Genomic DNA, 17,614 nt, shown 5'->3' with positions numbered 1-17,614 from the left:
AGCCCGCTCGACGACGCTGTCACGCCCGCCAGCGCCGGTGCGGAACAGTTTTACTCTCTGCGAAGCCACGTGCGAGTAATGAGTCAACTGGAGGAGGCGTACCGCCTCGAGTATTTCGAGGAGGAGGACTTCGTCCGCAAGCAGTGTCCGGAGTGTGGTGCACACTTCTGGACCCGCGATCACGAGCGGGAGACGTGTGGCGAGCCGCCGTGTGGCGAGTACTCGTTCATGGACGACACCGGCTTCGAGGATGAGTTCAGCCTGACCGAGATGCGCGAGCAGTTCCTCACCTACTTCGAGGAGCAGGGACACGAGCGCGTCGACCCCTACCCCGTTGCGGCGAACCGCTGGCGCGACGACGTCTTGCTCACGCAGGCGTCGATCTACGACTTCCAGCCGCTGGTTACGAGCGGGCAGACGCCGCCGCCCGCGAACCCGCTTACCATCTCCCAGCCCTGCATCCGGATGCAGGACATCGACAACGTGGGCAAGACGGGCCGCCACACGATGGCCTTCGAGATGATGGCCCATCACGCGTTCAACACGAAAGCGGAGGTCGACGAGGACGAGTACGCCTACCACGGCGAAGTCTACTGGAAGAACGAAACTGTCGAGTACTGTGACGGCCTCTTCGAGGCGGTCGGCGTCGACCTCGACGAAGTGATCTACATCGAGGACCCGTGGGTCGGCGGCGGCAACGCCGGGCCCGCCATCGAGGTCATCTATCGGGGCGTCGAGCTGGCGACGCTCGTCTTCATGTCGCTCGAACAGGATCCCGACGGTGAGTACGAGATGAAAGACGGCAACTGCTACTCCGAGATGGACACCTACGTCGTCGATACCGGCTATGGACTGGAACGGTGGACCTGGGTCAGCCAGGGCACGCCGACGGTCTACGAGGCCGTCTACCCCGACGCCATCGAGTTCCTGAAAGACAACGCCGGGATCGACCACACCGACGAGGAGGCGCGGATCATCCACGAGGCCTCGAAGCTCGCCGGGAAGATGGACATCGACGAGGCCGAGGATCTCGAAGCAGCCCGCGGCGAGATCGCCGAACAGGTCGGCGTCGACGTCGCGGAGCTTGAGGACCTGCTCGAACCCCTCGAAGACATCTACGCCATCGCTGACCACTGCCGGACGCTTGCGTACATGCTCGGCGACGAGATCGTCCCCTCGAACGTCGGGACGGGCTATCTCGCACGGATGGTCCTTCGCCGGACAAAGCGGCTGGTCGACAGCGTCGGCGTCGACGCCCCCCTCGACGAACTCGTCGACATGCAGGCGGAACGACTGGGCTACGAGAACCGCGATACGATCCGGGACGTAGTCCGCAGCGAGGTCGAAAAGTACCGCGAGACGCTCGAACGCGGCTCACGACGGGTCGAACAGCTTGCCGAGGAGTACAGCGAGAAGGGCGAGCCGGTGCCGACCGAGGAGCTGATCGAACTGTACGACTCCCATGGGATCCAGCCCGATATGGTTGAGGAGATTGCTGCCGAAAAGGGTGCAAGCGTCGCCGTACCGGACGACTTCTACAGTCTCGTCGCCGAGCGTCACGACGACGCAACCGGCGGAGGGTTGTCGGCTGACAGCATCGACGACCGGTTCGAGGACCTGCCAGAAACGGAGAAACTGTACTACGACGACCAGCAGGGGACCGAGTTCGAGGCGGTCGTCCTCGACGTGTTCGAGCGCGAGGGCGGCTACGATATCGTGCTCGACCAGACGATGTTCTACCCCGAGGGCGGTGGCCAGCCCGGCGATGTCGGGACGCTCTCGACCGACGACGCGACGGTGAGCGTCACCGATACCCAGAGCGAGGACGGTGTTGTCGTCCACCGCGCCGACGACGCGCTCGATCGGGGGTCGATGGTTCGTGGACAGATCGACGGCGAGCGCCGCCGACAGCTCATGCGAAATCACACGGCGACCCACCTCGTGATCCATAGCGCCCGGCGTGTCCTCGGCGAGCACATCCGACAGGCTGGCGCGCAGAAAGGCGTCGACTCCTCGCGGATCGACATGCGCCACTACGAGCGGATCACCCGCGAGGACGTCAAGGAGATCGAGCGCGTCGCCAACGACCTCGTGATGGGCAACCACCAGATCACCCAGGAGTGGCCCCACCGTAACGACGCGGAAGCCGAGTACGGCTTCGATCTCTATCAGGGCGGCATCCCGCCGGGCGAGAAGATCCGACTGATCCACGTCGAGGACGACGTGCAAGCCTGCGGTGGCACGCACGTCGGTCGAACTGGCGAGATCGGCACGATCAAGATCCGGTCGGCCGAGCGCGTCCAGGATGGCGTCGAGCGACTCGTGTTCTCGGCCGGACAGGCCGCGATCGAGGGCACCCAGGAGACCGAAGACGCCCTCTATGAGTCCGCCGAGATCCTCGACGTGACGCCGACCGAGGTGCCCGAAACGGCAGAGCGCTTTTTCACCGAGTGGAAAGCCCGGGGCAAGCGCATCGAGGAATTACAGGAAGAGCTCGCGGAAGTGCGAGCTGGCGGCGGTGCGGACGCCTCGGAGTTCGAGATCGGCAACGTGACCGCCGTGGTCCAGCGTCTCGACGGCGACGTCGACGAGCTCCGGGCGACGGCCAACGCCATCGTCGACGAGGGGAAAGTCGCCGTGCTCGGCAGTACCGCGGACGGCGCACAGTTCGTCGTCGCGGTCCCCGACGACGTGGCGGTCAACGCGGGCGAGGTCGTCAGCCAACTCGCGAGCGAGGTCGGCGGCGGCGGCGGTGGGCCACCGGACTTCGCACAGGGCGGCGGCCCCGACACGGAGAAGCTGGAGGACGCCCTCGCCAGCGCCCCGGACGTGCTCCAGCAGGTACAGGACGCCTGAGATGGACATAGACACCAGAGCCGCCTACGACGCGCTGATCGACGACCTCGTGGCCGACGCCAGAGCGCGGGCCGACCCACCGGAAAACGAGCAGGTCTGGGCGAGTGTGAGCGACAGGGTCCCCGATCTGACCGGCGATGTCTGTGACCAGATCCTGTCGCTCTCGACGACGGCACCTGACGCCGAACTCGTTGAGGAAGTGACGGCCGCGCGGGACTCGACCGACGCCGAACGGAAGCGGGCACGGGCGGTGACAGTGCTGGTTCAGGACGTCGAGACGCGGCTCGACGAGCGGGCGGACTGAAAACGAAGTGACGTGGCGTACGGGTTCTGGTCTCACTATGGCGTGGCGTACGGGTTCTCCGACTCACTCCCGGCCGGAATAGGACTTCGATCGATAGCTCTGCGGGCGTGTAACGTTGTAAATAATGTTACAATGTTACACTCCCGTGATCGAAAACAGGCTGGGACCGACCACCTCGGCCGGCGGGGATAGCGGATTTTATCACGGTTCGGCGAGCAGACGCGGGCATGAACCCGTTTCGGCTCCAGCGACTCCTCGTCACGATCCTCGCCATGGTCGCCGCCGCGATCGCGTATGCGGTGGTCGCACAGACGCTGCCCTACGGCATCACCCCGGCAACGGCGGACGCGATCGGACTCTCGCTGGTCGTCGTCCCGGTCGTCTTTTTCGGCGCACTGGTCACCGGACAGTTCCCGTTTCGGGAGTACCACGAGCAGAAGGGCGTCGACGGTATTCTTGCGGATGCCGCCGTCATCCTCGCCGTCTGTCTGCTCGCGACGCTACTGACCGCACAGACGGTCCAGTGGATCGGACTCAACAGCACACCCCGGCTGCTGGTGATCGGTGTGATCGGCTACTTCACCGCCTTCGGCGTCTTCAGCGCCAGAAACCTGCGCTACTACGCGGCTGCAAGGAGCTCGGAGTAGGCGGTGATATATCCGCGGCGAAATCGTTGTCTTACGGGATGGGAGTCAGGATCCGCCCGGCGCGGCGCGAGGATATTCCAACGATCCAGCGCGTCGTCAGCGACTCCTGGCGGGCCGCGTACGCCGATCTCCTCTCTCCGGACGCACTCTCGTTTATCGGGGACGAGGAACGGTTCCTTCCTGCGGATTCGCTGGAACAGGCGATGGATACCGACGAGCTGTGGTTTCTGGTAGCGATCGTCGACGGCGCGGTCATCGGCGAGGTCCAGTTCGCCACCGGACCCGAGACGCACTCGTTCGTTGCACCCGACGAGGGGGAGACACAGCTCCAGTCGCTGTACATCGATCCGGACCACTGGCGGGCGGGCGTGGGCTCCGAGCTGGTCGAGGCGGGGATTGAACGGCTACAAGGGGACACGGACGCCGTGCTGGTCGAAGTACTCAGCGATAACACAGGTGGGCGAAAATTCTACCGCTCGGAAGGCTTCGACCCGGTCGACGAGCGCGTCGTCGAACTGTTCAGTCTCCCCTATCCGTCGACGATCATGCGACGACCCATAGCGTAGTCGGACTGTTGACCCCGATCAGGACGGCGTCACGGTGATCTGCTGTTTGCGGTCGATCGCCAGCTCCAGCTCCTCGGCGATGGCGCTGCCCCGCGAGACCTGTACCTCGCCACCGCGGCCGACCGTCGCAGTAAACAGGTACTCGCCGTCGGCCTCGACTTCGACGGTCTCTCCGGCCTCGCCGTCGACCGGGACGACGATGTGCCGGGACGTGATCTCCGGTTTGACGATCTGTCCCGTGCGATCGGCTGCAGCGGGCGACGTACCGCCCGCGCCACCGCTTCCCGCGCTACTGTTTGGCTTCTCGTCGTGAGTCCGGACGTCGATGTCGATACCAAGCCTGTTCTCGACGTCCGTGATTCGGCCACCGCCCTTGCCGATGACCGATGAGATGTCCCGATCTTCGACGTAGACGACCGCCGTGTTCGGGCTCTTGAGATCGACGTCGACGTGGCCCTGTGCGATCGAGCGGATCTCGCGTTCGATCTCCTGGCGGGCGATCCGATCGACGCCGCTTGACTCGCCATCCTCGTCTTCCCCGATCGGCACCGTGACGACCTGCCGGTTGAACGTGTAGATCTCGTAGGCCGGCTTGCCGGTCTCGAAGTCTCGGATGACGATGACGGGGCGTGCGAGGTCCTCTTCCATCAGGCCGTGGGGCACCTTGACCTCGGTCGTCACGTCGTAGACGGTGTGGACCTCGCCGTCCTCGATGTAGACGACGGTGTCGACGACCTGCGGGATCATCCCCAGCTCGACGCGTCCGACGAGGCGCTGGAGGGCGTCGATCGCGCGGGTCGCGTGGACGACGCCGATCATCCCGACGCCCGCCAGTCGCATGTCCGCGAAGACCTCGAAGTCGTCGGTCTTTCTGACCTCGTCGTAGATGGTGTAGTCGGGCCGGACCATCAGCAGGGAATCGGCGGTCAGGGACATCTGGCCGTCGAGTTCGGTGTACTGGGTGATCTCCGGGCCGACCTGCAGGTCCCGTGGCTTTTCCATCGTTTTGACGGAGTAATCGCTGTCGGCGAGGAATCGGGCGACCGCCTGTGCGAAGGTGGACTTCCCTGCGCCGGGCGACCCCGAAATCAGGACGCCGCGTTGCTGTTCGAGCAACCGATCACGCAGTTCCTGATCGTACTCGTAGTCGTCCAGATCGGTCTGGACGATCGGTCGGACCGCGGTGATCTCGATCCCATCCGAGAACGGTGGGCGCGCGATTGCGATCCGGTAGTCACGGAACTGGACAATCGTCATGCCCGGTTCCGAGAGTTCGATGAAGCCCTCCGGGGACTCTTTGGCGCTGTTTTCGATCTCGTCGGCGTACTCTTTCATCGTCGACTCCGAGAGGACGTCCTCGCGGATCTCCTCGTAGTGCATCTCGCCGATCTCGCCGCGTTTGGCCATCGGCACGACGCCCGTCTTGAGATGGACGCTCATCGTCAGCTCGTCGAAGTACTCCTCGATCGAGAGCGTGCCGACGTCCTCGACGCGCGGGGAGATGTACTCGACGTCCAGCCCTTTCGCCTCGGCGACCTCGCTCTGGACGATGTCGCTCGTGACGAAGGTCGCGCCCATGTCGTCGGCCAGATCTCGGATCAGCGCGTCGACCTCGCCCTCGCTGGCATGGCCTCGCTCGATCGCGTCGGGGCGGTCGCCCACGTATTCGAGTGTGACCTCGCCGTCGTCGGCCAGCTCCGCGAGCCGCTGTAATTCGGAGAGACCGTCCCAGCCGCTCTCGATGCCATCGTTAGCCTGTGCTTCCAGTTCGGCGACGACGGCTTCGGGGATCGAAATCGTGGCCCCGGCAAACGTGCCGTCTTCTACTCGATCGGACACGCGGCCGTCGATGACCACGCTCGTGTCCGGTACAACGTTCATACCCCTGCTTTGCTCCGCGGGGTGAAAAGGGTTTCAAGCGGCGGACGCCACAGTCAGAGTCGGTGGGCGGGCGGCATACTCTGTTCGCGCTCCGTTCGTTTGCCGCTCCCGAGCGCCGTTCGCGCCATCCCTCCAAGTCCGACGACCGTGAGCAAGAGCCCGAACACAGCGCCGACGAGCGGGATCAGGGCGAGCACGGCGGCGATTGCGACGCCGACGAGTAGACCGACCCAGTTGTGATCGACGCCGAACCGAGCGATGATCGTATTTCCAAGGGCGATAAAGCCGATCGCGCGGGCGATAAACGTCGTTCCGAGGACGAGCAGGGCGAGTGGGTAGGCCGCCAGCCAGCCCAGCATCACCTGCGAGAAGATCCACGCCGATGCCCCGAGCAGAACCAGCGTGACGGCAACCAGCACGCCAAAAAACCCGGAGACGAAGACGCTTCCCCGTGCCGTCTCGATGGCCGAGGTGCCCCAGGAAGGGAACAGGCCGAGGATGGCGATCCCCATGAACAGCACCACGCTCGTCTCGATCGCAACCCGTTCGAGCTGGGTCAACTCGACGAGTGACTCCGTCGGAACGCTCTGTGCGGCCACAATAGAGGGAAGCACTGCCAGCATCCCGACAGCGACGAATCCCCCGACTCGCCAGTTCATGTTCTATACTTGCTCGGTGATTATAAATAAGATATGGTTAATGAAAGAAAACCTGAGAGGTGTATGACACCCGTCAGATACTATCGGCCATAATCACTGGTCTTTTCGCAGGCTTGCGTCGATTGTGTTATCCTCGCCGGTCTCCGCGACGACCTCGAAGGCGCTCCGGTCCGGATTCTTGATCGTGTACGCGAGCAGGCTGGAGAAGCCGTCGGGCGTTGGATGAAGGCCCAGACCGCTTCCTGCACCGATCAGCCCCGGCGGCTCGACGCCGAGACGCTCGTGCCACCATTCGGACTCGAAAAACAGCGATGCGATCTCCATGTGTTTCGCCTCGTGGGTAAACAGTGCACAGTCGTCCCCGAGCAGCGGCCAGAGTCCCTCGATCGCAGTCTCGGCCGACGACCGGAGTCCAACGTCGAGAAACACGAGCGCGACTGGCTCGTCGTACGCGGGGATCGTTGTATCGAAGTAGCCCGGATAGAACGTACAGATCGATGGATCGCCGTACTGCTCGACGTTCGATTTCGCTTCCTCCAGGGGCGCGCTCCAGGAATCGGCCTCGTACGTGTGGACTCGCTCCGAGGCGACTAACAGGTGCTCTGTGTCATCGTCGTCCGGATCGGGCATCCCCTCGAAGGAGTCGAACACGGCCAGTTCGCGGTCACAGAGTCCGGCGACCAGCGAGAGGTTCGCCGTGCTCCCGCCCTTGTAACAGCCACACTCGGCGATAGCTCCCTCGACGTCACGCGGAATCGACAGGATGCGCGTCGCTATCGCGAGGTGCTCGACAAAGGAGGAGCCGGTCTCGATCGACCGGTTGTTCCGGATCATACGGCCGATCAGGAGGAGTTTGTCGGCGAGGCCGACGCCGTACTGTTTGCCGGTCTCGCGAGCGAAGTACGTCGAGAGAAGGACGGGAAGGCTCAGGGCGAGCAGTCCCAGTCGGTACAGTCGTGAGACCGTATCGAGCAGTGAACTGCTTGTGTTCGACGGGCGTGGTTCGTCGGTTTCCGTTCCCGTTCGCTGTTGGGATTGCATTACAGGTCGGAGGGGGCGAGTGGGGTTTGTAACGAAGGGGTTTGTTCCGGTGTGGCCTGCGTTACCTGCTGTTACGATCGGGTTACGGCGTCGTTATCCCCATGGATATATTCGGCTTACCGTGCGTCACGGAGAAAGGACCGCCCTTCAGAGCGCGGAGGATATCACGTCGTGTCGCGTTCCGCGTAGGTCAGTGCCCAGTTTTCGGCGTCGTCGAGCGTTCGGTCGTCGAGCCTCCACGAGACGCCGTCGACGGGACGTGAGACCAGTGTGCAGCGATGGCCGGAAAACGAGGACAGCGGGAGTCGATCGTCCGGCCGGAAGCCGTAGGTTTTCAGTAGTTCCGCGGGGACGACCGTCCCCGAGATGGCAACGAGATCAGAGCTTCGATGATCGTCAAGGACAGCATCGAGCAGGTTCGCAAGTGCGGTCTCCCACGCCTTCCCGCCAGTCATCGGGACGATATCCACGATCTGTGTGATCGTCACGGCGTCACTCGTCCGGCGAGTACGGACGATCAGGGCAGCTGTCGTGTCGCCACCTGCCTCGGCAACATACGTTGAGCGGGACCAGACAGGACTGCCAAAGCGCCACTCGTAGAACTGACCTGTCCGGTGTGCGTGGATGGCATCGGGTGGCCGCCGGTCGTACAGGTCGACGAGCTCGTCGACGGCAAGGCCGGGTGTCACCTCGATATGTACGTCCGAATCAGGATCCGGTGACGCGACGCGGCGATCGTAGTAGTTCCTGAGCAACGGTCCGAACAGAACGCCGAGGACTCGCGCCACATCCGAATTGACGTACTCGGGTGCGAGCGATTCGGGGTGTTGCACCCGGTAGTACGTGCGTTTGTCGTCGATCTGCCGCCAGCCGAGCTTCTCGTACCCGGGGAGGGACGCCTCGTTCGGAAAATTGAAGAAAAAGTCGACGTCCGTCCCCTGGTAGTATTCGATCGCGTGCTCGGTCATCCGGGTGAAAATGCCGCGTCGACGGTGCTCCGGATGTACCATCGTGTCCGACGGCTGCAGTGCAAGGACAGTACCGCCGTTCGTCCGCATCTCGAAAGCCATGAACGGGCGCGCACCGACGACCTCACCGTCTTTGCGGACGACAAACAGCGGCGTGTGATCGACGTAGGGGTTCTGCCGGTACTTCCACTCGAGCCAGTCGCCACCACGGTCACGATCCCAGACGATCGAATCGAGAGCCAGTACACCATCCTGGTCGGCTGGTCGATATTGACGTATCTGATAGTCCGTAATCGCAGTACTGTCCATTGCTCAGATACACTGCGGTGATCGTCATAGTAATCCCCGGCGTAGCGAGCAGGACGATCGAGTAATCAAGCTACTGAATCGGGGTTGGTTGAACCATCAGTAGGGAAGACTCTCCTACTGGCATGTACAAGACGGTATACGGTCAGTGCTGAAATGAGACTGGTCAGAACGAACTACCGGTTGCAGGAGATTGATAGGTAGTGGCCCGAAACGAAGGGTATGGCCACGGATGCTGCCGCCGAGACGGAGCTATCGGAGTACGAACTGTTCCTCGAACGGATCCAGCGCTACACGAACGTCGGGAACGCTGCGGGCGTCCTCAGATGGGATCAGGAAGTCGTGATGCCCGAGGGCGGGACACCGGCCCGATCCCAGCAGCTCTCCGCGCTATCTGCAGTCACCCACGAGATGCTGACCGACGAGGAGACGGGCGACCAACTGGACGCGCTCGAAGACGCCGACCTGAATCAGGAACAGGCCGCAGTCGTCCGCGAGGTGCGCAGAGAGTACGACCGGGCAACCAGCGTCCCGACCGAACTCGTCGAGGAGATCTCGAAGACGACCACCGAGGCACACCCGAAGTGGAAGCAAGCGAAAGAAGAGGACGACTTCTCTATTTTCGCGCCGACACTCGAACGGCTGGTCGAACTCAAACGCGAGTACGCCGAACACGTCGATCCCGACGCCGACCCCTACGCCGTCCTGTTTGCGGAGTACGAGCCGTATCTGGATCTCGACACGGCGGATCGCGTCCTGACGCGGCTCAAAGAAGAGCTCGTCCCGCTGATCGACGACATTGCCGACAGCGACGTCGACCTCGCGACCAGCGCTTTTTCGGGGCAGTTCCCGGAGGACGAACAGGAGTCGTTCGTCCGGGATGTCCTCGACGAACTGGGTTACGACTGGGAGCGCGGGCGGCTCGACACCGCTCCCCACCCGTTCTCGTCGGGGACGCAGTTCGACGCCCGCGTCACGACGCGCTTTGACGAGTCCGATCCCCTCGGCGCGCTGACGAGCACGATCCACGAGTTCGGCCACGCGACCTACACGCAGGGGCTGCCCGACGACCACTACGGGACGCCGCTTGGCCAGTCGCGTGACCTCTCGGTCCACGAATCCCAGTCACGGTTCTGGGAGAATCACGTCGGCCGCACGCGAGCGTTCTGGGAGCTGATCCTGCCCCAGATGCAGGCCGAGTTCCCCCAACTCGACGACGTGACCGTCGAGGAGGCCTACGAGGCCGCCAACCAGGTCTACGATGACAACCTCATCCGGGTCGAGGCGGACGAGCTGACCTACCACATGCACATCATCATCCGCTACGAGGTCGAGCAGGCACTGATCAGCGGCGACCTCGACGTCGAGGACGTCCCCGAGGTCTGGAACGACAAGTACGAGGAGTACCTCGGGATCCGGCCAGACACCGACGCCGAGGGCTGTCTGCAGGACATCCACTGGAGCCACGGGAGTTTCGGCTACTTCCCCACCTACTCGCTCGGGAGCGTGCTGGCCGCCCAGATCGACGCGACGATGCGCGAGGAACTCGACGTCGACACGCTGGTTCGTGACGGAGAGTTCGGCGAGATCATGGACTACCTCAACGAGCACGTCCACGGCCACGGCTGTCTGTACACGACCGACGACCTGATCGAGGAAGCCACCGGCGAGCCGTTTACTGCCGATTACTTCGTCGAGTACGCCGAGGCGAAGTTCGGCGAGCTATACGGGGTCTGAGGCGCGTTTTGGCGACAGCTTCTTGTACGAATTCTCCGTATTCATACGTAGAGAAAGTATGAGCAAATCCGATTCTGAAAAGGTCGTCTCAGTGTCTGCTCGGGGACAGGCGACGATTCCGAAGGAGTACCGGGAGGAACTCGGGATCGACGCGCCCGGACGTGTCAAATTCGTCCGAACCGAGTCAGGGGATATTGTCGTCCGTCCGATTCGGTCGGTGACCGACCTACGTGGCGTCCTCACAGGGAAGACCGACGATCAGGGTCGGTCTGCGACCGAACATCTTCGCGATGAGCGCGAACGCGACCGTGCCAGCGAATCAGCCCTGGAGCAGGAGTACGGCGGGAGAGACGAGCGATGACGGACGGTCCTAAATCGATCGTCTTTGACACCGAACCGCTCGTCGCGTACTTTTGTAACGAACCGGGGAGCGATACTGTCGAGAGCTATCTCACAGCCGTCGAAGGTGCGGCTGACGGCTACATCTCCGCTGTCAATCTCGCTGAACTGCATTACGTCATACGGTCGATCGCCGGAAAGGAACGAGCTGACACCGTCGTCGAGGTCCTCGAAGAAAGCGGGATCGAGCGCGTCGACACCGGCGAGACGTGGGCCGGGGCGGCAGCGTTCAAATCCCGGTATTCGCCCGCGCTCGGCGATGCGTTTGCGCTGGCGACGGCCGCACATGTTGACGGGATGCTTCTGATCGGCGCGGACGACGACTACGACGAGGTGGACGATATTGACCTCGTTCGGTTCCGGACGGATGGGGTATAGCACCGGCTCCGCTGGCGTCAGCGTTTAGCCATCTCCACTCTTACACGACCCTGATGAACGTTGTCCCCCTGCTTCCCTCGCCCACCGAGCAGCCCTCGAAAAGGGAACGTCCGGTGGGGAGTGCCTGATTTTCGTCAAAAGGGGAATATACATTACAGTGGATATAAAATAGAATTTATCTACTGTGATCAGGATCACATGGTCGGCTGTCGTGGCTGCAGCCGATGACGTGCCGGCGTATCTTGGTGGTGTGGTGGCGATGGTTGCTATCCTGGGTCTGTGGCGTCTGCTCACGCCGCACTCGTTTCCAGGGCTACCGGGAGTCGTTGGGATTTTCCTCGTCCCGGCAGCGGTGGCGGTTCTGATCGCAACGGTGTTTGGTCGCATCGTGCGTCGACACCGTGAACGAGTGCCGGAACGAAACACAGGTCTTGGAGACGGTCTCCGCGAACTGGTAGTACTACGTCAGGACGAGGATCGCCGACTCCTCGCCGCCACGGTGGCGTATCTCCTCTGTTCGTACGTGCTCCTCGTACCGACGATTGTCACCGTACTGACGGCTGTACTGGCCGTCGATACAGTCGTTAGCTACGCCGGATATGCAGCGGGTATCGGATTGACTCTCCCACCAGTACTGTACGCGCCACTCCTCCTCGGTACGATTACTGCATCGTCCATCCTGGCACTCGCGCCCGCCCGATTCTACGATCTGGCGGTCCTTGACGGCGATGTATCGCCCTGGTCAGCGTGGCGACCTAGCGTGATCGCGGCGCGCAAGCACCCGGTGACGATCTGTGGCTACGCGCTCGTTTCGTTCGGGCTCGTCGCCGTGCCGGTCGGCATCTTCTGGGTGGCATGGTACCTTCTCGATCCGCTTGTCGCGGGCGTCATCGTGGTTCCACTTGGGGGATTCTCTCTCTCGGCCGCAGCAGCAGTCCACTCGGAAACGTACGAGCGAGTCGTCCGACCGGCAGTGAGGGCCACAGCCAGCACTGACGATGTGAGTTCCGAACGCACAACCCGGGCGGGAGAGTTCGTTATTAGTCCGCTCATCGAGCATCGGGCACGGTTCGCGCTCGTGATCATCCTCGTTCTCGGCGTACTCGTTGGGGCAAGTACGATCCGGGCGCTCGATGTGAGGCCGGACGAGGGACCGACCCCGGAACCGATCGATGGGGAGGCTGATGCGGCGACGCTGATCGAGAACGCTGCGGAGTACACACTGACGACGAATCATCGGTGGTCCAGCATCTCACCGACGAATGCATCGAGTACAGACGGTGAGACTGAAGAGTGGACAGCGGTGATCGACCATGACAACCGAAAGGAATATTTCGCAGCGAACTTCGCCGCCCACGAGGCAGAGGGAGATTGGAGGCGAGCGTACGTGTCGAGTGGTACCAGCGCAAAATACCCCGGTGGCAACTTTATGGTTCCGGACTGCGAGCAACCAGTGGACGATGATCCCGGCGTTTCCCTCGAGTTCCAGCGATGCGAGGACGGCTGGTTTGTAGCTGCAGAGCCCGGGATTGCAGCGGATTCACACGTTGGGCTTTACGCCTTCCCCGATGACCCGGCAGCGATCGACTGGGAACGAACGGAACGGGCCGATGGTATGATCGAACTCGAAGCGACCGGGGAAGACGTACCGATGGCCGTCTGGGGCGGTGTCGGCCCAGCAAACGACACGGTGCACGAAAACCACTACACAGTCACGATCGATTCCGAGACTGGATTGGCAACGGAGATACAGTGGGCAATTAGAATGGATGACGGCGAGATGGCACGATCCGAGGCCCGTTTTGAGGAGTACACCACGGCAACGGTCGACCGGCCCGACGAACTTGGCGACCCAAGCGTGGCCGAGCGTCTCTGGTCAGTAATCTACTACTGAGGGCGTCAGCGTTTAGCCGCCCCCGCCCGTACATCGGCCTGATGAACGTCGTCTCACTGCTCCCTTCGGCGACCGAGATCTGTTATGCCCTCGGCATCGAGCCGGTTGGCGTCTCCCACGAGTGTGACGTCCCGCCCGAGGCCACCGACCACCCCTCGATCAACTACGCACACGTCGATCCGACGGCCAGCAGCGGGGAGATCGACGCGCAGGTGCTCGAAGCCGAGGCCGAACACGGCGGCGTCTACGGCATCGACATCGACGCGCTGGATCGGGTCGATCCGGACCTGATCGTCACACAGGGGATCTGTGACGTCTGCGCGGTCGACGAGGTGCTGGTGGCCGACGCCATCGAGGAGATCGAGGCCGATCCAGAGGTACTGACGACCGATCCCCACAGCGTGGGGGACGTGCTCGACGATATCCGGACAGTGGGCGCGGCGACGGGCCGCGAGGAGCGCGCCGCGGAACTGGTTACCGATCTGGAGGCGCGAATCGAGCGCGTCCGGGCAGCCACCGCCGAGGTCAAAGAGCGCCCCGAGGTCGCGATCCTCGACTGGCTCGATCCCGTGATGGTGGCGGGCCACTGGATGCCCGAAATCGTCGAGTGGGCGGGCGGCGAGTACGGACTTGCTGACCACGGCCAGCGTTCGACGCCGCGAGAGTGGGAACAGATTCAGGAATATGATCCGGACGTGCTGATCGCCGCCCCCTGTGGGTTCGACCTCGAACAGACCGCCGAGAACCGGACTGATCTGATCGAGCGACCGGGCTGGGCAGACCTCCACGCGGTCGAAACGGGTCGTGTCTACGCGATGGACGGCCACCACTATGTCAATCGGCCGGGGCCGCGTCTCGTCGATACCCTCGAACACCTCGCAGGCGTGTTACACCCGGACGTGGTGGACGCGCCCCCGGAGGACGTCGCCACGGCCTTTGCCGGGCCCGAACTGCGGACACTCTGACCGACTGGACTACAAGCCTTTTTCCCGTCGACGCCCCTCGATACTGGTATGAGCGAACTGACTGCGACGATCCACACGAACCGCGGCGACATCGAGGTCGAACTCTACGAGGACAAAAAACCCGAGACAGTCGGCAACTTCGTCGGCCTCGCCACCGGGGAGAAAGAGTGGGAAGATCCAGAGACGGGCGAGACCGTCGACGGTGAACCCCTCTACGACGATGTCGAGTTCCACCGCGTCATCGACGGCTTCATGCTCCAGACCGGCGATCCGACCGGCACCGGCCGCGGTGGCCCGGGCTACACGTTCGACGACGAGTTCGACGACGAGCTCTCCCACGACGGCCCCGGCGTCCTCTCGATGGCAAACCGCGGCCCCGACACCAACGGCTCGCAGTTTTTCATCACACTGGACGCCCAGCCCCACCTCGACGGGAAACATTCCGTCTTCGGGAAAGTCGTCGACGGGATGGATGTCGTCGAGGAGATCGGCAACCTGCCGACCGACCGGAACGACAAGCCCCAGAAAGAGGCAGTCATGGAGTCGGTGACGGTCGAGGACTGATCAGGCAACGCTGCCCCGGAGTCCCATCACGGGCCACCACGAGAGGACGACGCAACCGATCGCGAACGCCAACCAGAGCGGTGTTGGAGTCATTGTCCAGTAGACTGCCACTCCCAGCACTACGACGAGCACGCCGAGCGTTGTCGACCAGTAGCCGAGAATCCGACGCTGATCGGTAGCCCGCTCACCCGCATCGAGGCGACCGAGCAACCGACACTGCTCGTCGAAATGGAGGGTACAACCGATCACGATCAGCGAGACGCCAGTCAGCGTGAACACGCCTGTAGCGACTACTGCTGGGGACCAGCCGTACAGTTCCGCGAGTGTCGAACCCGCGAGAAAAGCGACACCACTGAACACGCTCACCACTCCTGCGATCGGTATCGATGAGCACCACGCACACGCGACGCCAGCGAGGAGGAGGGCAACACCGATTGTAATCAGGGCAGTTGACATACACTAACCCAGTTCATGTTGGTAAGTAAACTCTTTTCGGTCGGTGCCCGCTCCTTTGGGAAGTCGATCGTAAACCGAAAGACCGTGGGGTTCCTTCGGTCGGGTAATGAGCGATCTCGACGCCGAACTGCAGGATCCGTCCACGTTCGGGGACAGCGACGCGCCACCGATCGAGGAGAAGCCGTACAAGATCATCTTCGACGCCAGCGCGTGTTTCGGTGCCGGAAAGTGTGCCGAGGTAGCAAAAAACTGGGAGATGGACATCAAAAGCGGGATGGCAAAGCCCCGATCGTACTACATCGACGAGGACGACCTCGACGAAAACATCCGTGCTGCGGAGGTCTGTCCCGCCAACAAGGGTGCTGGCTGTATCTACGTTATCGACCGCCGCACCGACGAGGAGGTCGCACCGGATCCCCACGGCGATGGGACGTTCAGTCTGGAGCGGTGAGTGCTGAACGAAACCCACTTGTCATAGTGGGCAGTACCGACGAGTGCATCCTGCGCGAGGGTGGCTGAGCCAGGCCAAAGGCGGCGGGCTTAAGACCCGCTCTCGTAGGAGTTCCTGGGTTCGAATCCCAGCCCTCGCATTTTCCGGCTCGACCGTACGGGAGAGCCGTGAAAATCTACCAATGGGATTCGAGCAGACGAGTCGCAGCGCGAACGAATGTGAGCGACCGTCTCGACGTGTTCGAATCCCAGCCCTCGCAGTTTCCGCGTCTATGTCCATCGATACCCGATTCTGTATGTGAGGACGTAGGAGGCTGCCAGAATAACCGGTAGAAGTGTTATAATTGCGATGATCTGCGTAAATGGATCTGGGGGACTGAGCAGCATGGCAAGCATGAATCCAATCATAGTGAAAACAACGACCGAAATAAAAAATTGACCAAACTCGTTGTCGGACATATTCTAACGTACTTCGTAGCTTGAAATAATTCTGCTGGTCTGTGTGTCTCTCCCAGTGGAACTCATTGTAATCTGTCAAAATAGATTCGAGGAAGGGAACTCACAGCCCGTGCAGCGAAGCGAGTCAGTCGGCGCTCTACAGCGCTTTGACCCAGCCCGGAACCGACGCCATGCCCTCTTTGTCTTCCCAGCCGTTTTCGCGGAGGTACTCCGGAAGCGTGGTGAACTCGAAGCCGAAGCGTCCGGACAGGGCATCAATGTCGGCCTCGTAGCCGACCTCGTTGAACCACTCGCACATGACGGTGAACTCCTCGCCGAAGCTCTCGTAGGCGTCCTCGATCGGGACGTGATACGGTTCGACGTCGAGGCCGGTCACCTCGGAGATGACGGCGGCGGTCTCGGCGAGCGTCAGCTCGTCGCCCGCGAGGTCGATGCGCTCGTCGACGAACTCGTCCGGGCGCTCGAAGGCCACTGCGGCGGCGTGGCCGACGTCGTCGACGTCGACCATCTGGAGCGGGACGCCCTCGGCAAGCGGGAGTGCGAGTGTCTCGTCTTCGACGATATCCTCGACGAACGCTTCGAGGTTCTGGAAGAAGAACACGGGCTGAAGCGTCGTCAGCGGGAGATCGAGCTCCTGTGCATAGGTCTCGATTTCGTCTGCGGAATCGAAGTGGGGAATGCCAGTATCCTTGTGATGGCTGCCGACGCCGCTGAAGACGAACTGTTCGACGCCCTCCTCGCTGGCAACGTCCGCGAGGTTCTTGCCCTGCTGGACCTGGGCGTCGTAGCCCTGGGTCCAGAAGTTCGTGACCGCGAAGACGGCGTCGGCCGCGGCGACGTGCTGACGGAACGAGTTGGGCTCGTTCAGGTCCCCTTCGACCATCGCGACGCCACGTTCCGAGAGTGCCGTCGCGGCGTCGCTGTCAGCGTCGCGTGTCAGGCCGAGCACGTCGAACTCGGTGTCGGACGCGAGCAGGTGGTCGACCACTGCACCGCCCTGATTGCCGGTCGCGCCGGTGACGAGTACGCTCGTCATTTTAGATCCCCTCCGTCGTCGTGTTGGTTGTCGTCGATACGCGCTGTA

18 protein-coding genes and 1 tRNA gene are annotated in these 17,614 nt (G+C 62.5%); 12 read left to right on the top strand and 7 right to left on the bottom strand.

Annotated features, from left to right (window positions below; genetic code table 11):
- Nucleotides 1-78: 78 nt before the first annotated feature.
- The 4 genes from alaS to AArcSt11_RS07950 all read left to right on the top strand — a co-directional run bounded on the left by alaS (nt 79) and on the right by AArcSt11_RS07950 (nt 4,373).
- On the top strand, nt 79-2,856 hold the full coding sequence (alaS, locus tag AArcSt11_RS07965; RefSeq protein ID WP_250596113.1) for an alanine--tRNA ligase: 2,778 nt from the start codon (nt 79-81) through the stop codon (nt 2,854-2,856).
- Between the two features lies 1 nt (nt 2,857).
- On the top strand, nt 2,858-3,160 hold the full coding sequence (locus AArcSt11_RS07960) for a hypothetical protein (RefSeq protein WP_250596112.1): 303 nt from the start codon (nt 2,858-2,860) through the stop codon (nt 3,158-3,160).
- A gap of 227 nt (nt 3,161-3,387) precedes the next feature.
- The gene (locus tag AArcSt11_RS07955) at nt 3,388-3,807 is read left to right on the top strand and encodes a hypothetical protein (RefSeq protein WP_250596111.1); all 420 of its coding nucleotides are present in this window, start codon (nt 3,388-3,390) and stop codon (nt 3,805-3,807) included.
- A 38-nt stretch (nt 3,808-3,845) separates the two neighbouring features.
- Nucleotides 3,846-4,373, top strand: a complete 528-nt coding sequence (locus AArcSt11_RS07950; protein ID WP_250596110.1) for a GNAT family N-acetyltransferase — start codon at nt 3,846-3,848, stop codon at nt 4,371-4,373.
- Nucleotides 4,374-4,391: 18 nt separating this feature from the next.
- Here the strand turns inward: AArcSt11_RS07950 and AArcSt11_RS07945 are convergent, their stop codons facing one another.
- The 4 genes from AArcSt11_RS07945 to AArcSt11_RS07930 all read right to left on the bottom strand — a co-directional run bounded on the left by AArcSt11_RS07945 (nt 4,392) and on the right by AArcSt11_RS07930 (nt 9,231).
- Entirely contained in the window at nt 4,392-6,254 is a 1,863-nt protein-coding gene (locus AArcSt11_RS07945) for a PINc/VapC family ATPase (protein ID WP_250596109.1), read from the bottom strand.
- Nucleotides 6,255-6,307: 53 nt separating this feature from the next.
- Nucleotides 6,308-6,913, bottom strand: a complete 606-nt coding sequence (locus AArcSt11_RS07940) for a DUF8173 domain-containing protein (RefSeq protein WP_250596107.1) — start codon at nt 6,911-6,913, stop codon at nt 6,308-6,310.
- 93 nt (nt 6,914-7,006) lie between these two features.
- Entirely contained in the window at nt 7,007-7,954 is a 948-nt protein-coding gene (locus AArcSt11_RS07935; protein WP_250596105.1) for a TylF/MycF/NovP-related O-methyltransferase, read from the bottom strand.
- A 164-nt stretch (nt 7,955-8,118) separates the two neighbouring features.
- Nucleotides 8,119-9,231, bottom strand: coding sequence for a GNAT family N-acetyltransferase (locus AArcSt11_RS07930; protein ID WP_250596103.1), 1,113 nt, complete (start codon nt 9,229-9,231; stop codon nt 8,119-8,121).
- A gap of 219 nt (nt 9,232-9,450) precedes the next feature.
- On the opposite strand from AArcSt11_RS07930, the gene AArcSt11_RS07925 reads away from it, so the two are divergent.
- The 6 genes from AArcSt11_RS07925 (at nt 9,451) to AArcSt11_RS07900 (ending at nt 15,165) form a co-directional block, all read left to right on the top strand.
- Nucleotides 9,451-10,965, top strand: coding sequence for a carboxypeptidase M32 (locus tag AArcSt11_RS07925; protein ID WP_250596101.1), 1,515 nt, complete (start codon nt 9,451-9,453; stop codon nt 10,963-10,965).
- Nucleotides 10,966-11,023: 58 nt separating this feature from the next.
- A complete protein-coding gene (locus AArcSt11_RS07920; protein WP_250596099.1) occupies nt 11,024-11,326 on the top strand; it encodes an AbrB/MazE/SpoVT family DNA-binding domain-containing protein in 303 nt (100 codons plus the stop codon).
- On the top strand, nt 11,323-11,742 hold the full coding sequence (locus tag AArcSt11_RS07915) for a PIN domain-containing protein (RefSeq protein ID WP_250596098.1): 420 nt from the start codon (nt 11,323-11,325) through the stop codon (nt 11,740-11,742). The genes AArcSt11_RS07920 and AArcSt11_RS07915 overlap by 4 nt, the downstream gene beginning before the upstream one ends.
- Nucleotides 11,743-11,953: 211 nt before the next feature.
- Entirely contained in the window at nt 11,954-13,636 is a 1,683-nt protein-coding gene (locus tag AArcSt11_RS07910) for a hypothetical protein (protein WP_250596097.1), read from the top strand.
- A 41-nt stretch (nt 13,637-13,677) separates the two neighbouring features.
- Complete coding sequence (locus tag AArcSt11_RS07905) at nt 13,678-14,601, top strand: cobalamin-binding protein (RefSeq protein ID WP_250596096.1); 924 nt, start codon at nt 13,678-13,680, stop codon at nt 14,599-14,601.
- A 48-nt stretch (nt 14,602-14,649) separates the two neighbouring features.
- Nucleotides 14,650-15,165, top strand: coding sequence for a peptidylprolyl isomerase (locus tag AArcSt11_RS07900; RefSeq protein ID WP_250596095.1), 516 nt, complete (start codon nt 14,650-14,652; stop codon nt 15,163-15,165).
- Here AArcSt11_RS07900 and AArcSt11_RS07895 read toward each other — a convergent pair whose 3' ends face one another.
- Entirely contained in the window at nt 15,166-15,621 is a 456-nt protein-coding gene (locus tag AArcSt11_RS07895; RefSeq protein ID WP_250596094.1) for a hypothetical protein, read from the bottom strand. It lies immediately after the preceding gene.
- 106 nt (nt 15,622-15,727) lie between these two features.
- Between AArcSt11_RS07895 and AArcSt11_RS07890 the strand changes: the two genes are divergently transcribed.
- Both AArcSt11_RS07890 and AArcSt11_RS07885 read left to right on the top strand, forming a co-directional pair.
- Complete coding sequence (locus AArcSt11_RS07890) at nt 15,728-16,072, top strand: ferredoxin (protein WP_250596092.1); 345 nt, start codon at nt 15,728-15,730, stop codon at nt 16,070-16,072.
- 54 nt (nt 16,073-16,126) lie between these two features.
- Nucleotides 16,127-16,211: transfer RNA gene (locus AArcSt11_RS07885), tRNA-Leu, on the top strand.
- Nucleotides 16,212-16,341: 130 nt separating this feature from the next.
- On the opposite strand, the gene AArcSt11_RS07880 is transcribed toward AArcSt11_RS07885, so the two are convergent.
- Together AArcSt11_RS07880 and AArcSt11_RS07875 are read right to left on the bottom strand one after the other, a co-directional pair.
- A complete protein-coding gene (locus tag AArcSt11_RS07880; protein WP_250596090.1) occupies nt 16,342-16,530 on the bottom strand; it encodes a DUF7534 family protein in 189 nt (62 codons plus the stop codon).
- A gap of 136 nt (nt 16,531-16,666) precedes the next feature.
- Nucleotides 16,667-17,566 (bottom strand): NmrA/HSCARG family protein, encoded by a 900-nt coding sequence (locus tag AArcSt11_RS07875; RefSeq protein ID WP_250596088.1) that lies wholly within the window; start codon nt 17,564-17,566, stop codon nt 16,667-16,669.
- Nucleotides 17,567-17,614: the final 48 nt, after the last annotated feature.

The organism is Natranaeroarchaeum aerophilus (genome assembly GCF_023638055.1).
GTDB classification, from domain to species: domain Archaea; phylum Halobacteriota; class Halobacteria; order Halobacteriales; family Natronoarchaeaceae; genus Natranaeroarchaeum; species Natranaeroarchaeum aerophilum.
Note: the sequence above shows the minus strand (reverse complement) of the source record. Positions and strands in the feature narration are given on the sequence as shown.

What these genes read in the sequence shown, in the direction of transcription:
- alaS (WP_250596113.1), top strand. Translation starts at nt 79, where the DNA reads ATGAGTCAACTGGAGGAGGCGTACCGCCTCGAGTATTTCGAGGAGGAG.
- AArcSt11_RS07960 (WP_250596112.1), top strand. Translation starts at nt 2,858, where the DNA reads ATGGACATAGACACCAGAGCCGCCTACGACGCGCTGATCGACGACCTC.
- AArcSt11_RS07955 (WP_250596111.1), top strand. Translation starts at nt 3,388, where the DNA reads ATGAACCCGTTTCGGCTCCAGCGACTCCTCGTCACGATCCTCGCCATG.
- AArcSt11_RS07950 (WP_250596110.1), top strand. Translation starts at nt 3,846, where the DNA reads ATGGGAGTCAGGATCCGCCCGGCGCGGCGCGAGGATATTCCAACGATC.
- AArcSt11_RS07945 (WP_250596109.1), bottom strand. Translation starts at nt 6,254, where the DNA reads ATGAACGTTGTACCGGACACGAGCGTGGTCATCGACGGCCGCGTGTCC.
- AArcSt11_RS07940 (WP_250596107.1), bottom strand. Translation starts at nt 6,913, where the DNA reads ATGAACTGGCGAGTCGGGGGATTCGTCGCTGTCGGGATGCTGGCAGTG.
- AArcSt11_RS07935 (WP_250596105.1), bottom strand. Translation starts at nt 7,954, where the DNA reads ATGCAATCCCAACAGCGAACGGGAACGGAAACCGACGAACCACGCCCG.
- AArcSt11_RS07930 (WP_250596103.1), bottom strand. Translation starts at nt 9,231, where the DNA reads ATGGACAGTACTGCGATTACGGACTATCAGATACGTCAATATCGACCA.
- AArcSt11_RS07925 (WP_250596101.1), top strand. Translation starts at nt 9,451, where the DNA reads ATGGCCACGGATGCTGCCGCCGAGACGGAGCTATCGGAGTACGAACTG.
- AArcSt11_RS07920 (WP_250596099.1), top strand. Translation starts at nt 11,024, where the DNA reads ATGAGCAAATCCGATTCTGAAAAGGTCGTCTCAGTGTCTGCTCGGGGA.
- AArcSt11_RS07915 (WP_250596098.1), top strand. Translation starts at nt 11,323, where the DNA reads ATGACGGACGGTCCTAAATCGATCGTCTTTGACACCGAACCGCTCGTC.
- AArcSt11_RS07905 (WP_250596096.1), top strand. Translation starts at nt 13,678, where the DNA reads ATGAACGTCGTCTCACTGCTCCCTTCGGCGACCGAGATCTGTTATGCC.
- AArcSt11_RS07900 (WP_250596095.1), top strand. Translation starts at nt 14,650, where the DNA reads ATGAGCGAACTGACTGCGACGATCCACACGAACCGCGGCGACATCGAG.
- AArcSt11_RS07895 (WP_250596094.1), bottom strand. Translation starts at nt 15,621, where the DNA reads ATGTCAACTGCCCTGATTACAATCGGTGTTGCCCTCCTCCTCGCTGGC.
- AArcSt11_RS07890 (WP_250596092.1), top strand. Translation starts at nt 15,728, where the DNA reads ATGAGCGATCTCGACGCCGAACTGCAGGATCCGTCCACGTTCGGGGAC.
- AArcSt11_RS07880 (WP_250596090.1), bottom strand. Translation starts at nt 16,530, where the DNA reads ATGTCCGACAACGAGTTTGGTCAATTTTTTATTTCGGTCGTTGTTTTC.
- AArcSt11_RS07875 (WP_250596088.1), bottom strand. Translation starts at nt 17,566, where the DNA reads ATGACGAGCGTACTCGTCACCGGCGCGACCGGCAATCAGGGCGGTGCA.